Genomic DNA, 14,242 nt, shown 5'->3' on the forward strand with positions numbered 1-14,242 from the left:
GGCCTTCGTCGTCCCCGGGGCGCGCTCCGGGGTGCAGACCGGGGTCGTCCCGGGTGGCGGCTGGCCCGCGCGGTGCTACGTTCCGGCCAGGAGTCACCGCGGCGCGAGGAGCAGCGATGAACGGTCCGGCCTCCGCGCCCGGCACCCCCGGACCGGCTGGGGACGGCTGGGTCGACGCGCTCGTCGTCGGCAGCGGGTTCGGCGGCGGGGTGGCGGCGGCCCGGCTGGCCCAGGCGGGGCTCGCGGTGGTCGTCCTGGAGCGGGGCAGGCGCTGGCCGCCCGGCTCCTTCCCCCGCTCGGCCGATCCCTCCGACGGCTGGCTGTGGCAGGACGGGCAGGGGATCTTCGACGTCCGCTGGCTCCGGCGGATGGCGAGCGTGCAGGCCGCCGGTTGGGGCGGCGGCTCCCTGGTCTACGCCAACGTCTTCGCCCGGCCCGCCGAGCAGTCGCTGCCGGCATCCTGGCCGGCGCACCTGCGCCGCAGCGGTCTCGACCCCTACTACGACCTGGCCGCCCACATGCTCGAGGTGTCCCCGATGCCCGACGACCCGGTCACCGCGCTGCCCCCCGACCGCACCCGGGCGGTCGACCTGCTGATGCGCAGCACCGACATCCCCGAGGCCACCGTCCGGCCCAACCTCGCCGTCTCCTTCGGCGACCCCGAGCGGTGGCGTGCCAACCGCCACGGCGTGCCGCAGCGCGGCTGCACCTTCGTCGGCGAGTGCGTGGTGGGCTGCAACCACGGGGCCAAGAACACCCTCGACCACAACTACCTGGCGGTCGCCGAGCGGCACGGCGCGGAGGCGGTCACCGGGGCGGAGGTGGTGGGGCTGCGACCCGTCCCCGGCGGCTGGGAGGTCGGCTACCGCGACCCTGCCGACCCCGCCTCGGCGGTGCGGCACCGTCGCGCGACCCGGGTCTTCCTGGCGGCCGGCGCGCTGGCGACCACCGAGCTGCTGCTGCGGGCCCGCGACGTCGACGCCACCCTGCCCGGGCTGTCCCCGCGGCTGGGTGAGCGGTTCTCCGGCAACGGGGACTTCCTGGCGCTGACCAACCTGCGCGGCGTCCACGGCGACCTGACCCGCGGGCCCGCCATCACCACCACGACGGTGCTGGACGTGCCCGAGGGTGACCGCACCGTCTGGTTCCAGGTGCAGGACGGCTCCTACCCGCTGGTGCTCGGCGAGCTCGTCGACGCGCTGCTGCCGCTGCGCCGGCTGCGCCTGGCCTGGCGGCGGCTGAGCCGGACCGACCCCCGGAGCAACCTGGCCCTGCTGTCGATGGGCCACGACGCCGCCGAGGGACGGCTGTCGCTCGACCGCCGGGGCCGGCTCGTCCTCGGCTGGCAGAACCGGGCCCAGGCCCACCTGTACCGCTCGATGCGGCGGGTGGGGCCGGTGATCACCCGGGCACTCGGCTCGCCGGTGCGCTCGGTCATCACCTGGCGCCTGCTGCGCCGCACCATCACCGTGCACCCCCTCGGCGGGGTCCCGGTGGGTGCGGACGCCACGGAGGGGGTGGTCGACCCGCTCGGGGAGGTGCACGGCTACCCGGGCCTGTTCGTCGTCGACGGCTCGGTGCTGCCCGGCTCCACCGGGGTGAACCCCTCGGCGACCATCGCGGCGGTCGCCGAGCGGTCCCTGGAGCAGCTGGTCCGCCGGTTCACCGGGCAGCCGGGGTGGCGGGCGCCGGAGTGGGCGCAGGTGCGTCCGACCCCAATGCCGGAGGACCGCGCCTTCGCGTTCATGGCCCGGCGCCGGGCCGCGACCGCCGGCGACGGCGTCGTCCTCGCCGAGCACATGGCGTCGCGGCCCGGGGCCCAGCACCCGGTCGCCCTCGACCTGCGCGGCGAGGTGCGCAGCACGGACGCCTTCCTCACCGACCCCGACCACCCGGTGACGATGCGCGGCACCCTGACCACGGCGGAGGGGCGGACCGAGGTCGAGGGCACCCTCAGCCTCTTCCCCGAGGACGGGCCGGAGGCGATGCGCTACCGCCTGGCCGGGGCCGGCTCGCAGACACCCGTCCTCGAGGCCACCAAGCACGTGCGCGGACGCGGCCCGCTGGCCGTCTGGCGGGGCCTGACCACCCTGCACGTCGTCCTCCCCGCCACCGGCGACCGGTCCGCGCGGCGCACCGTCGCGGTGATGCCGGTGCCCGGTGTGATCCGGCTGGCGGCCTCCGTCAGCGGCGTCGGGTTCACCCGTCCGCGGCGGCTGGCGGCCTGGCTGCGGTTCGTCATCTTCTTCCTGCGCGGGGCGTGGCGGCACAGCGGGCTCGGGCGGGCCCGACCGCGCCGCACTACTGTGGGCAGATGAGCGCCGAGCGTCCGCGCGTCCTCGCCCTGGTGCTGGCCGGGGGCCGGGGTGGACGGCTGAGCCCGCTGACCGACCGCCGGGCCAAGCCCTCGCTGCCACTGGGTGGCAGCCACCGGATCATCGACGTGGTGCTGTCCAACCTCGTGCACTCCCACATCCGTGACGTGTGGATCGTCGAGCAGTACCTGCCGCACTCGATCAACGACCACCTCAGCAACGGCCGGCCCTGGGACCTGGACCGCACCCACGGCGGGCTGGTGGTGCTGCCGCCGTTCGAGGGCACCGACGGCGAGGGCTTCGCCGAGGGCAACGCCGACGCCATCGCCCGGCAGGCCCAGCTGATCGAGCAGGACGGGCCCGACCTGGTGCTCGTCGCCTCCGCCGACCACCTCTACACCCTCGACCTCCGCGACGTCGTCGACACGCACCGCGAGCGCGGGGCGGCGCTCACCATGGTCACCACCGACCGCGCCGACGACCCGTCCTCCCACGGCGTGGTGGAGGTGTCGGACGGGATGGTCACCGGGTTCGCCTACAAACCCGAGGAGCCGGCCAGCGACGTGGTGGCCGCCGAGCTCTTCCTCTACGACACCGACGTGCTGCTCGGCGCGATCGAGGAGCTGGTGCAGGCCGGTGCGGACCTCGCGGACTACGGCGACAGCCTCGTGCCGCACCTGCTCGAGCGCCACCCGGTGGCGGCCCACCCGCTGCCGGGCTACTGGCGCGACCTCGGCACGGTCGAGCGCTACCACCAGGCCCACCGCGACCTGCTGTCCGACAGCGGGATCGACCTCGACGACCCCGCCTGGCCGGTGCTCACCTCGGTGTCCAACCCGCAGCCGGCCCGGGTCGAGGAGGGCTCGGACCTGCGACGCAGCCTGCTCGCCGGCGGCAGCGTGGTGTCGGGGACGGTGCGCGACAGCGTGGTCGGCCAGCGCTGCGTGGTCGAGCCCGGGGCGGTCGTGGAGGACACCGTGCTGCTCGACGGCGCGGTGGTGCGCTCCGGCGTCACCGTGCGGCACGCTGTGGTCGACGCCGGGGCCGACGTCACCGAGGACCGGATCGCCGACGAGGACGTCCTCGTGGTGGGCCGGGACGGCCGCCCGGCCTGACCCGCCGGCCGGCGGCGGTCGAGGCGTGAGACGGGCTCCGGCAGGGGCTGTCGTCGACGGCGTCGGTGTGACATGCTCCGAGGGAGTCAGAGAGCGGCTCACCCGTTCCCGTCGGCAAAGGGGCCCCCGGGCCGGACGTCGCTGTGCTCCACACCGGCGCCGCATCCTCCAGGCGCCCACCCCGTCCGACGTCTTCCCGGAGCGGCTGCACCTTCCGGTGCCGGCCGCCCCGTGCCTCTTCTCCGGGGTCGAGCCAAGGCCCCCGATCCACTCCTCGTCCGCAGGAGCTCCCGATGACCCTCCACCACCTCTCCCGCCCCGCCCCGACCCCTCCCGAGGACGCGCCACGTCCTCCCGCCAACGACCACGCCGAGCTGCTGCCGGCCGCGGAGTTCCGCGCCAACCTCGACCAGGACTGCTGGTGGTGGTCGAGCGAGCTCTACACCCTGCTCGGTCTGCGGGAGGGCTCCCTCGTGCCCTCCACCGAGGTGCTGCTGCACCACGTCGACCCGCTCGACCGGCCCCAGGTCCGCGAGCTGCTGGGCGAGCCGCCCGCCGGCGCGACCAGTCTGCGGCTCCGGCTGCGCACCCGCGGCGGACGCGTCCGCACCATGGTGCTGACCATCGCCCCCGACCACAGCACCGACGCTGAGAACCGGCCGAGCTGGCTGGGCTGCACGCTGGTCGGGACGCTGGTCGACCTCACCGTCAGCGAGCGTCATCTCGCCAGCCGGGCGGTCCACGACGCGACCCTGCACCGCGACGTCGTCGAGCAGGCCAAGGGGATCGCGATGAGCGCGTTCGGCCTCAGCGAGGACTGCGCCTTCCTGCTGCTCAGCTACTTCTGCCGCAGCCGCAACCTCGAGCTGCACGAGGTCGCCCGGCAGCTCGTCGACCAGGTCACCGAGCTCGACCCCGACCAGGAGCTCCGGCGCCAGGTGGAGCAGGTGCTCGCGGGGAACCGGCTCGACCAGGCGGAGGCCGGCTGAGAGGCCGCGCTCAGACCGGCCAGACCAGCCCGCGCCAGGCGGCGTCCCAGAACATCCACTCGTACCGGGTGGTGGTGGTGAAGTGGGTGCGGCAGCGCTGCTCCTCAACGGCCGACACCTCGAGCCGGTCGGTCACCGCCACCACCTGGTCGACCACCGCGTCGAACTCGGACGAGCCGTAGGTGTCGATCCAGCGGGCGTACAGCGGGTCCGGTGAGGAGCGCTCCAGCAGCGTCCGGCCCACCTCGCGGTAGACCCAGTAGCAGGGCAGCACCGCCGCGACCCCCTCGGCCCAGGAGCCGGTGGCGCAGACCGCCGTCAGGTAGGAGGTGTAGGCCGTGGTGGTCGGCAGCGCGCCGGTCTGCTCGACGTCGTCCTCGGAGAGGCCCAGGTCGCCGAGCAGGGCCGCGTGCAGCTCGCGCTCGACGTCCACCGCGTTCGCCGCGTGCAGGGAGAACATCCGCACCGGCTCCTCGTGCGGCGACCGCGCGCCGAGCAGGGCCAGGCAACGGGAGTAGGCCCGCAGGTAGTGGCTGTCCTGGACGACGAAGTACCGGAACGCCTCCCGCGGCAGCGACCCGTCGGCCAGCCCGAGCAGGAAGGGGTGGTCGGCGATCTGCTGGTAGGTCGGCAGGGCGGCGTCCCACAGACGCTGGGAGAGGGTGCTCACGGGCCGGAGGCTAGCGGCACCCCGACCGGCGGCGTGAGATCGTCGGCCACGACCAGGGGCGCTCGCCCCGTCGGAGCCGACGAGGAGGCCAGGCGATGCAGGCTGCGTTCCTACCCGGGGACAGCACGGTGGAGCTGCGGGAGGTGCAGCGTCCGGAGCCCGGGCACGGGCAGGTGCTGGTGCAGGTTCGGGCCTCGACGATCTGCGGCTCCGACATCCGGGCGATCTACCGCGAGCACCTGGGCACCGGGGCGGAGGCCTACCAGGGCGTCGTCGGTGGGCACGAGCCGTGCGGGGTCGTCGTGGAGACCGGTCCGGGGGTGGCCGAGCGGGCGGTCGGGGACCGGGTGGTCGTCTACCACATCTCCGGCTGCGGGCTGTGCGCCGAGTGCCGCGAGGGCTACCAGATCGCCTGCACCTCGCCGCGCCGGGCGGCCTACGGCTGGCAGCGCGACGGCGGGCACGCCGAGTACCTGCTGGCCGAGGAGCGCGACCTGGTGGTGCTGCCCGACGCGCTCTCGTTCGTGGACGGGGCGTGCGTGGCCTGCGGGTTCGGCACCGCCTACGAGGCGGTGGTGCGGGCGCAGGTGTCGGGCCGGGACCGGGTGCTGGTGACCGGGCTCGGCCCGGTGGGGCTGGCCGCCGGGCTGCTGGCCCGCCGGCTGGGGGCGACCACCGTGGTCGGCAGCGACCCGGTGGCCGAGCGGCGCGCGTTCGCTCTCTCGATCGGCGCCGTCACCGACGTGCACGAGCCGGGGACGCCGGTGCCGGGGACGCCGTTCACCGTGGCGGTGGACGCCTCGGGCAACGGCGCGGCCCAGCTCACGGCGCTGACCTCGCTCGGCCGCTGGGGCCGCTGCGTGCTGGTCGGCGAGGGCGCGAGCCTGGCCGTCGAGGACGTCTCGGCGGTGGTCATCCACCCGTCGCTGACCGTGCACGGCTCCTGGGTGACCAGCCTGCCGCGGATGGCCGAGCTGCTGGAACGCCTGGTCGAGTGGGACCTGCACCCCGAGGTCGTCGTCACCGGCCGCTACGGGCTGGCCGAGGCCGGCACCGCCTACGCCGAGGCCGCCGCCGGGCGCACCGGCAAGGTGGTGATCGAGCCTCAGAGCGGGGTGAGGGTGTAGCGCAGCGCCTGGTACTCCGCGATCCCCTCGACGCCACCCTCCCGGCCCAGCCCGGACTGCTTCACCCCGCCGAACGGGGCCGCCGCGTTCGACAGCACCCCGATGTTGATCCCGACCATGCCGACCTCCAGCGCGTCGGTCACCCGCCGGGCCCGCACCATGTCGGAGGTGCACAGGTAGGAGGTCAGGCCGAACTCGGTGTCGTTGGCCATCGCGATCGCCTCCTCCTCGGTGTCGAAGACGGTGATCGGCAGCACCGGGCCGAAGACCTCCTCCGCGCAGATGCGGGCGTCCGGCGGGACGTCGCTGAGCAGGGTCGGCTGCATGAAGTGGCCGGGGCCGTCGACCGCCTCCCCGCCGCAGAGCACCTTCGCCCCGCGGGAGACGGCGTCCTCGGTCAGCTCGACGCACTTGGCGACGGTGTCGTCGTCGACCAGTGGGCCGATGGTGACGCCCTCGTCGGTGCCGCGTCCCACCACCAGCTCGTCGACGGCGTCCTTCAGCCGGGCGGTGAGCTCCTCGGCGATGCCGCGCTGCACCAGGAACCGGTTGGCCGCGGTGCAGGCCTGCCCGACGTTGCGGAACTTGGCCTGCATGGCGGCGGTCACCGTGGTGTCGAGGTCGGCGTCGTCGAAGACGAGGAACGGGGCGTTGCCGCCGAGCTCCATCGACGTCCGGAGCACCTTGGGGGCGGCCTGCTCGAGCAGGATGCGTCCCACCTCGGTGGAGCCGGTGAAGCTGACCTTGCGCAGCCGGGGGTCGGCCATCAGCGGCTTGGAGACCTTCGAGGCGCTGGAGCTGGTGAGGACGTTGACCACCCCGGCCGGCAGCCCGGCTCGCTCCATCATCGCCACCACCGCCAGCGTGGTCAGCGGGGTCAGGGTGGCGGGTTTGATGACGACGGTACAGCCGGCGGCCAGCGCGGGCCCGAGCTTGCGGGTGGCCATCGCCAGCGGGAAGTTCCACGGCGTGATCAGCAGGCAGGGGCCCACCGGGTAGGGGCGCACCACCATGTCGGCGCCGCCCTCGGGCCGCACCCCGTGCCGTCCGCCCACCCGGGCGGCCTCCTCGCTGAACCAGCGCAGGAACTCCGCCCCGTAGGTGACCTCAGCCTTCGACTCGGCCAGCGGCTTGCCCATCTCCAGCGTCATCAGCAGGGCCAGCTCGTCGGCGGAGTCCATCACCGCCTCGAAGGTGGCCCGCAGCAGGTCCGAGCGGGTCCGCGGCGCCGTCTCGGCCCACTCCTGCTTGGCTGCGACGGCGGCGTCCAGGGCTGCGGTGGCGTCCTCGGCGGTGGCGTCGGCGATCCGCGCCAGGAGGCTGTCGTCGGCGGGGTCGGTGACGTCGATCCGGTCGCCGCCGGAGGCGGCCCGCCACTCACCCCCGATGAAGAGGTCGGTCGGCACGTCCAGGGGCAGCTGGGTCATCGTGGTCTCCTCGTTCCTCGTGCGCACGGACTCCTCCCACTCTGCCGCAGGTGCACACCGGCCCGGCGGGCGGTGCCGGGCCTACGGTGGGAGCGTGCCGACCCTGACCGTCCCCGCCCTGGCCGACGAGGTGGTCCGGCTGCGCCCCTGGCGGCCCGAGGACGCCGACGCGCAGCTGGCCGCCTTCGGTGACCCGGTGTTCGTCCGGTTCTCCGACTGGGCCCCCACCCGGCGGGCGGAGGTGCTCGACCGGATCGCATCGGTCGAGCGGGCCCGCCTGGAGGGGCGCGGGCTGCACCTGGCCGTCGTCGCGGCCGACGACCCGTCCGCGGTGCTCGGCGAGGTCTCGCTGTCCGGGATCGACCCTGACCAGGGCCGGGCCGGCGTCGGCTACTGGCTGGCCCCGGCCGCCCGAGGGCGCGGTGCCGCCGTACGGGCCGTCCGGCTGCTGACCCGGTGGGCGCTCACCGAGCTCGGGCTGGCCCGGCTGGAGCTGACCTGCGGCCCGGACAACCTCGCCTCCCAGAAGGTCGCCACCCGCTGCGGCTTCCAGCAGGAGGGCCTCTTGCGCTCCCACCTCCGCTTCCAGGGCGGCCGCCGCGACAGCCTCCTCTTCAGCCTCCTCCCCGCCGACCTGCCCCCCGCCTGACCGCTCCCCGCCGTCAGGGGCGCGGCGGGTGGAGGACGGCGGCGGCGCCACGCTGGACGGCCTCCGTGAGGGTGCGCAGCAGGGGGGAGTCCAGGCGCCAGTGCTGCCACCAGAGCGCGACGTCGAGCTCGCCGTCGTCCCACAGCGGCACCAGCTCGCCGCGCTCGACCGCGTCGCCGAGGCCGGGTTCGGGGAGCATGCCCCAGCCCAGCCCCATCCGGACGGCCCGGTCGAAGTCCCACGAGGAGGGGACGCTGGTGGTCGGTGGCTGCGCGTGGGGGTGTCCGCGGTGGGCCAGCACCCGGTGCTGCAGCGTGTCCCGCGGGTCGAAGACCACCAGGGGGGCGTGCTCGACCTGCCGCGGCGGCGCCCCCCAGCGCGCCACCCACGACGGCGCGGCCAGCGCTCGGTAGCGCAGCACCCCCAGCGGCACCGACCGGCAGCCCTGCACGGGCACCGGGTCGGCGGTCACGGCACCCAGCACCCGGCCCTGGCGCAGCAGCTCGGCGGAGTGGTGCTCGTCGTCGCGGAGCAGCTCGAAGGTGACGCCCTGGTCTGCGTGCAGCTCGGCCAGCACGGGCAGCAGCCAGGTGGCCAGCGAGTCGGCGTTGACCGCGACCGGCAGCACCGGCGGACGGCTGGCCGGCGCCGCCTCGACCCGCAGCTCCTCGACCGCCTCGTCGACCAGCAGCTCCAGCTGCCCGCCCAGCCGCAGCAGCACCTCGCCGGCCTCGGTCGCCACCACCGGACGGGTCCGGCGCAGCAGCACCCGTCCGACCCGGGTCTCCAGGCCGCGCACGCGCTGGCTGACCGCCGACGGGGTCAGCCGCAGCTCGCGGGCGGCAGCCTCGAAGCTGCCCGTGCGCACCACGGCGACCAGGGTGGTGACACCGGCGAGGTCGAGGTCCATGCTCGCGACCCTAGATGAAGCGCTGCTTCACGAGCATCAGGAAGTTGCGTTGGACTGCAGCACATCCCGCGCCTAGCGTCGGTGCCGTGATCCTCCCCGTCCTGCTCACCGGCTTCGCCAGCGGCGCCGCGCTCATCGTCGCCATCGGTGCCCAGAACGCCTACGTGCTCCGTCAGGGGCTTCGCCGCGAGCACGTGGCGGAGGTCGTGCTGCTCTGCATCGCCGCCGACGTGCTGCTGATGAGCGCCGGGGCGGCCGGCTTCGGCGCCGTGCTGGAGCGGTTCCCCTGGCTGGTCGAGGTGACCCGGTGGGGCGGGGCGGCCTTCCTGCTGGTCTACGCCGGGATCGCGCTGCGCCGGGCGCTGCGTCCGACGGCCGCGCTGCGGGCGGCCTCGGACCGGCGCACCACCCGGCGCGGTGCGCTGCTCACCGCGGCGGCGCTGACCTTCCTCAACCCGCACGTCTACCTCGACACCGTCGTCCTGCTCGGCACCCTGGCCCACGCCCACGGCCCCGACCGCTGGTGGTTCGTCGCCGGCTCGGTGACGGCCAGCGTGATCTGGTTCACCCTGCTCGGCGCGGGGGCGCACCGGTTCGCGCCGCTGCTGGCGCGTCCGGCGGTGTGGCGGGGGATCGACGTGGTGGTGGCGCTCACCATGGCCGTGCTGGCGGTCAGCCTGGTCCTGGCCTGACGGCCACCGGCCGGACGGCCCCGCTCAGCGCGGGGTGCGCGGGTCGATGTTGGCGGTGCCGATCCGGGCCCGCCGGTGCAGCAGGTAGCGGTTGACCAGCAGCGTGATCGCCCCCAGCACCACACCGGCCAGCATCAGCCAGCCGGCCACCTCGTAGTCGTCGGTGGCCCGTCCCGAGAGCGGGCTGGCGAGGTAGGCGCACAGCACCGCGCCGACCACCGGGATCAGGGCCGGGGTGGTGAAGTGCTGGTGCTCCACCCGGTCGCGCTTGAGCACCAGGACCGCGATGTTGACGACGGTGAACACGCACAGCAGCAGCAACGAGGTGGTGCCGCCGAGGGCGGTGAGGTCGGCCAGCGAGACCAGGGCGAAGGCCAGCAGGGTGGTGAAGATGATGGCGACCACGGGCGTCCGCCGGCCCGGGAGCAGCCGGCTCAGCGACCGCGGCAGGACGTCCTCGCGCGCCATGCCGTAGAGCAGCCGGCTGGCCATCAGCATGTTGATGAGGGCGGAGTTGGCGACGGCGAACATCGAGATCCAGGCGAAGACGGCGATCGGGAAGCCGGGCGCTCCAGCCTGCACCACCTTGAGCAGCGGCGTGGAGCCCTCGCCGAGCTCGCCCGGGCTGACCAGGGCGACCGAGGAGATCGCCACCAGCACGTAGATGACGCCGGTGACGCAGAGCCCGATCACCATGAACTTCGGGAAGATCTTGCTGGGGTTCTTCGTCTCCTCGGCCATGTTGACCGAGTCCTCGAAGCCGACCATGGCGAAGAAGGCGAGCGCGGTGGCGGCGGTGACGGCGCCGAAGGGGGTCTCGCCCTCGGGCACGTTGAACTCGGTCAGCCGGGACGTCTCGCCCAGCCCGCGCACCAGCGCCCACGCCCCGACGCCGATGACGATGAGCAGACCGCTCAGCTCGATGCAGGTGAGCACCACGTTCGCCTTCACGCTCTCACCCACGCCGCGCAGGTTGACCAGCGCGACCAGGGTCATGAAGCCGAGCGCGCCGGCCAGCAGCAGCAGCTCGGTCGGCTCGTCGACGCCGACCGCGGCGAAGAGGTTGCCGGCGAAGGACTGGGCGGCGCTGGAGGCGGAGGTCAGCCCCGAGCACATCACCGCGAAGGTCACGAGGAAGGTGAGGAACTGGATCTTGAACGCCCGGTGGGTGTACATCGCCGCGCCGCCGGCCCGGGGGTACTTGGTCACCAGCTCGAGGTAGCTGAACGCGGTGAGGAAGGCCACCACGAACGCACACAGGAAGGGCAGCCAGACCGCGCCGCCGACCTCGGCCGCGACCTTGCCGGTGAGGGAGTAGACGCCGGTGCCGAGGATGTCGCCGACGATGAAGAGCAGCAGCAGGCCCGGGCCGATCACCCGCCTGAGCTCGGTGGGCTGCTCGCTGGAGGCGCTCCTCGCCTCCCGCTCCTCCACGTCTGCCATCGTCGCGCCTCCTCGCCGTCGCCGGGCCGTGGCACTCAGTCGAGCACAGGTGCGGGGGCACTGACCAGAGGCTCGCTGTGGACGACCCCGCCCGGACGGCGCGGCCCGACGGTGCCACTCGCCATACTCGGGACCATGAGCCCCACCACCGCCCCTGCCGTGCCCGCCGCCGACGAGCTGCGGGAGGAGGCGCTCGCCTGCCTGCGCGAGCTGACCGCCCGCGACGGCCGGCCCGGCGCGGTCGACTTCCACCCCGGCCAGCTCGAGGCGGTCGCGGCCCTGGTCGCCGACCGCCGCCGGACGCTGGTGGTCCAGCGCACTGGTTGGGGCAAGTCGGCGGTCTACTTCGTGGCCAGCATGCTGCTGCGCCGCCGGGGCAGCGGACCGAGCGTCATCGTCTCGCCGCTGCTGGCGCTGATGCGCGACCAGATCGCAGCCGCCGCGCGGGCGGGGGTCCGGGCGGTGGCGATCAACTCGGCCAACCAGACCGAGTGGGACGAGGTGGAGCAGCAGCTGCGCGCCGACGCGGTCGACGTGCTGCTGATCTCCCCGGAGCGGCTGACCAACCCGCGCTTCCGCGAGACCGTGCTGCCCACGCTGCTGGAGCGGCTCGGTCTGCTGGTGGTCGACGAGGCGCACTGCATCTCCGACTGGGGCCACGACTTCCGGCCCGACTACCGGCGGCTGGCCGCGGTGATCGCCACCCTGCCGGTCGGGACGCCGGTGCTGGCCACCACGGCGACGGCCAACGAGCGGGTGATCGCCGACGTCACCGAGCAGCTCGCCCCGCGCGACGGGGCCGGCGGCGGAGGCGCAGAGGGGGAGGTCTTCACCCTGCGCGGCCCGCTGGCCCGCGACTCGCTGCGCCTGGGTGTGCTGCGGCTGCAGTCGGCCAAGCAGCGGCTCGGCTGGCTGCTCACCCACCTCGACGCGCTGCCCGGCAGCGGGATCATCTACACCCTCACCGTCTCCGCCGCCGAGGACACCGCCCGCCTGCTGGCCGAGGCGGGGCACGGGGTGCTCGCCTACACCGGACGCACCGACGCCGCCGAGCGGGAGCAGGCCGAGGCCGCGCTGAAGGCCAACGAGGTCAAGGCGCTGGTCGCCACCAGCGCGCTGGGCATGGGCTTCGACAAGCCCGACCTCGGGTTCGTCGTGCACCTGGGCGCCCCGTCCTCGCCGGTGGCCTACTACCAGCAGGTCGGACGGGCCGGACGGGCCACCGAGCGGGCCGACGTGCTGCTGCTGCCCGGGCCCGAGGACGCCGACATCTGGCGGCACTTCGCCACCGCCAGCATGCCCTCGCGGGCCCGCGCCGACGCCGTGCTGGCCGCCCTGGGAGACGCCGGCGGCCCGCTGTCGGTGCCGGCGCTGGAGGCCCGGGTCGACCTGCGCCGCACCCCGCTGGAGCTGCTGCTCAAGGTGCTCTCGGTCGACGGCGCGGTCGAGAACGTCCGCGGCGGCTGGGTCAGCACCGGACGCGGCTGGACCTACGACGAGGAGCGCTACGACCGGATCGCCCGCGCCCGGGAGGCCGAGCAGCAGGCGATGCGGGAGTACCTCACCACCGACGGCTGCCGGATGCAGTTCCTGGTCAACCAGCTCGACGACCCCGACGCCGCCCCGTGCGGGCGCTGCGACAGCTGCCTGCGCGCGGCCGGGGAGCCGCCGTGGTACGCCACCGACGTCCCGACCGACTGGGCCGAGCGCGCCGGCAGCGGACTGGAGCGGGTCGGGGTCCCGATCGAGCCGCGGGCGCAGTGGCCCACCGGGCTGGGGCGGCTGGGGCTCGACCTGTCGGGGAAGATCCCGGCCGGGGAGCTGGCCGAGCGGGGCCGCGCGGTGGCCCGGCTGACCGACCTGGGCTGGGGCCAGCCGCTGCGCGAGCTGTTCACCACCGACGCCGACGGCCGCCCGGTCGACGCCGAGGTGCCGCCCGTGCTCGCCTCGGCCTGCGTGCAGGTGCTGCGCGACTGGGACTGGGCGCAGCGTCCGGTGGCGGTGGTCGCGGTGGGGTCGACGTCGCGGCCGCGGCTGGTCGCCTCCCTCGCCGAGGGGCTGTCGAGCCTGGGACGGCTGCCGCTGCTGGGCACCCTGGAGCCGCACGGCGAGCCGGTGACCGGCCGCGGCGGCAACAGCGCCTACCGCGCGGCGGAGGTGCTGCAGCGGTTCGCCGTCGACGACGCGCTGGCGTCCCGGCTGGCCGAGCTGGACGGGCCGGTGCTGCTGGTCGACGACCTCTGCGACTCCCGCTGGACGCTCACCGCCTGCGCCCGGCTGCTGCGCCGCCACGGGGCGCCGGCCGTGCTGCCGTTCGCGCTCGCCCTGGTCGGCTGAGCCTGGGGCGCGGGGGTCGTCCCCGAACCGACGTCCGCCCGACCCTGACGATGCCCCAGGGACGCACCGAACAGTGCCTCGCAGGCGGTTCACTGGAGGTGTCCGAGTCGAAGGAGTCCCCGTGAGTACCCCCTACCGCACCCGTGTGGACGGCGACGAGCGCACGCTCGCGATCGCCGCCCACCTGTCCACCATCGTGGCGATGATCATCAGCGCCGGCTGGCTGAGCTTCGTCGGGCCGCTGGTGGTGTGGCTGCTGTTCCGCGGCCGCAGCCCGTTCGTCCGGCTGTCGGCCGCCGGGTCGTTCAACTTCAACATCTGGGCCTGGATCATCAACGTGGTGGCCTGGGTCTGCGCGATCACCGTGGTGCTCTTCCCGCTCGCGGTGATCCTGTGGGTGGTCGCCGGGCTGATGACCGTGGTCTGCCACGTGCTCGGCGCGGTCCGCGCCAGCCGCGGGGTGCTCTACACCTACCCGGCGCAGATCAAGATCCTGCACTGATCCCGGCGCCACGCCGCGCGCCTCGACGACCCGCCCGCACCGGTGACCGGTGCGGGCGGGTCGTGC

Annotated in this window: 12 protein-coding genes; 8 read left to right on the top strand and 4 right to left on the bottom strand. The window is 74.6% G+C overall.

Features of this window, described 5'->3' with window-relative positions:
* Positions 1–116: 116 nt before the first annotated feature.
* The 3 genes from DVA66_RS08500 to DVA66_RS08510 all read left to right on the top strand — a co-directional run bounded on the left by DVA66_RS08500 (position 117) and on the right by DVA66_RS08510 (position 4,419).
* Positions 117–2,318: a GMC oxidoreductase gene (locus DVA66_RS08500; protein ID WP_114559694.1), complete on the top strand. Its 2,202-nt coding sequence runs from the start codon at positions 117–119 to the stop codon at positions 2,316–2,318.
* On the top strand, positions 2,315–3,430 hold the full coding sequence (locus DVA66_RS08505; RefSeq protein ID WP_114559695.1) for a glucose-1-phosphate adenylyltransferase family protein: 1,116 nt from the start codon (positions 2,315–2,317) through the stop codon (positions 3,428–3,430). The genes DVA66_RS08500 and DVA66_RS08505 overlap by 4 nt, the downstream gene beginning before the upstream one ends.
* A 293-nt stretch (positions 3,431–3,723) precedes the next feature.
* Positions 3,724–4,419 (top strand): ANTAR domain-containing protein, encoded by a 696-nt coding sequence (locus DVA66_RS08510; protein WP_114559696.1) that lies wholly within the window; start codon positions 3,724–3,726, stop codon positions 4,417–4,419.
* A gap of 10 nt (positions 4,420–4,429) precedes the next feature.
* On the opposite strand, the gene tenA is transcribed toward DVA66_RS08510, so the two are convergent.
* A complete protein-coding gene (gene tenA, locus DVA66_RS08515) occupies positions 4,430–5,089 on the bottom strand; it encodes a thiaminase II (protein WP_114559697.1) in 660 nt (219 codons plus the stop codon).
* A gap of 95 nt (positions 5,090–5,184) precedes the next feature.
* Between tenA and DVA66_RS08520 the strand changes: the two genes are divergently transcribed.
* Positions 5,185–6,216, top strand: a complete 1,032-nt coding sequence (locus DVA66_RS08520) for an alcohol dehydrogenase catalytic domain-containing protein (RefSeq protein WP_114559698.1) — start codon at positions 5,185–5,187, stop codon at positions 6,214–6,216.
* Here the strand turns inward: DVA66_RS08520 and DVA66_RS08525 are convergent.
* Positions 6,195–7,643: an NAD-dependent succinate-semialdehyde dehydrogenase gene (locus DVA66_RS08525; protein WP_114559699.1), complete on the bottom strand. Its 1,449-nt coding sequence runs from the start codon at positions 7,641–7,643 to the stop codon at positions 6,195–6,197. The genes DVA66_RS08520 and DVA66_RS08525 overlap by 22 nt on opposite strands.
* Positions 7,644–7,737: 94 nt before the next feature.
* Here DVA66_RS08525 and DVA66_RS08530 point away from each other — a divergent pair, with 94 nt between their 5' ends.
* Positions 7,738–8,292, top strand: a complete 555-nt coding sequence (locus tag DVA66_RS08530; RefSeq protein WP_198671600.1) for a GNAT family N-acetyltransferase — start codon at positions 7,738–7,740, stop codon at positions 8,290–8,292.
* Positions 8,293–8,305: 13 nt separating this feature from the next.
* Here DVA66_RS08530 and DVA66_RS08535 read toward each other — a convergent pair whose 3' ends face one another.
* Complete coding sequence (locus DVA66_RS08535; RefSeq protein ID WP_114559701.1) at positions 8,306–9,202, bottom strand: LysR family transcriptional regulator ArgP; 897 nt, start codon at positions 9,200–9,202, stop codon at positions 8,306–8,308.
* 86 nt (positions 9,203–9,288) lie between these two features.
* Here DVA66_RS08535 and DVA66_RS08540 point away from each other — a divergent pair, with 86 nt between their 5' ends.
* The gene (locus DVA66_RS08540) at positions 9,289–9,894 is read left to right on the top strand and encodes a LysE/ArgO family amino acid transporter (protein ID WP_332872863.1); all 606 of its coding nucleotides are present in this window, start codon (positions 9,289–9,291) and stop codon (positions 9,892–9,894) included.
* Positions 9,895–9,918: 24 nt separating this feature from the next.
* On the opposite strand, the gene DVA66_RS08545 is transcribed toward DVA66_RS08540, so the two are convergent.
* Positions 9,919–11,337: an APC family permease gene (locus DVA66_RS08545; protein ID WP_114559703.1), complete on the bottom strand. Its 1,419-nt coding sequence runs from the start codon at positions 11,335–11,337 to the stop codon at positions 9,919–9,921.
* Between the two features lie 135 nt (positions 11,338–11,472).
* Between DVA66_RS08545 and DVA66_RS08550 the strand changes: the two genes are divergently transcribed.
* Both DVA66_RS08550 and DVA66_RS08555 read left to right on the top strand, forming a co-directional pair.
* Positions 11,473–13,674, top strand: coding sequence for a RecQ family ATP-dependent DNA helicase (locus DVA66_RS08550; protein ID WP_114559704.1), 2,202 nt, complete (start codon positions 11,473–11,475; stop codon positions 13,672–13,674).
* 121 nt (positions 13,675–13,795) lie between these two features.
* Complete coding sequence (locus tag DVA66_RS08555; RefSeq protein WP_198671601.1) at positions 13,796–14,176, top strand: DUF4870 domain-containing protein; 381 nt, start codon at positions 13,796–13,798, stop codon at positions 14,174–14,176.
* Positions 14,177–14,242: the final 66 nt, after the last annotated feature.

It is taken from the genome of Desertihabitans aurantiacus, assembly GCF_003344635.1.
In the GTDB taxonomy this organism is placed as follows: domain Bacteria; phylum Actinomycetota; class Actinomycetes; order Propionibacteriales; family Propionibacteriaceae; genus Desertihabitans; species Desertihabitans aurantiacus.

Excerpts from the sequence above, each read along its gene's own strand:
- DVA66_RS08520 (WP_114559698.1), top strand. The coding sequence starts at position 5,185 with ATGCAGGCTGCGTTCCTACCCGGGGACAGCACGGTGGAGCTGCGGGAG.
- DVA66_RS08545 (WP_114559703.1), bottom strand. The coding sequence starts at position 11,337 with ATGGCAGACGTGGAGGAGCGGGAGGCGAGGAGCGCCTCCAGCGAGCAG.
- DVA66_RS08510 (WP_114559696.1), top strand. The coding sequence starts at position 3,724 with ATGACCCTCCACCACCTCTCCCGCCCCGCCCCGACCCCTCCCGAGGAC.
- DVA66_RS08525 (WP_114559699.1), bottom strand. The coding sequence starts at position 7,643 with ATGACCCAGCTGCCCCTGGACGTGCCGACCGACCTCTTCATCGGGGGT.
- DVA66_RS08535 (WP_114559701.1), bottom strand. The coding sequence starts at position 9,202 with ATGGACCTCGACCTCGCCGGTGTCACCACCCTGGTCGCCGTGGTGCGC.
- DVA66_RS08505 (WP_114559695.1), top strand. The coding sequence starts at position 2,315 with ATGAGCGCCGAGCGTCCGCGCGTCCTCGCCCTGGTGCTGGCCGGGGGC.
- DVA66_RS08550 (WP_114559704.1), top strand. The coding sequence starts at position 11,473 with ATGAGCCCCACCACCGCCCCTGCCGTGCCCGCCGCCGACGAGCTGCGG.
- DVA66_RS08500 (WP_114559694.1), top strand. The coding sequence starts at position 117 with ATGAACGGTCCGGCCTCCGCGCCCGGCACCCCCGGACCGGCTGGGGAC.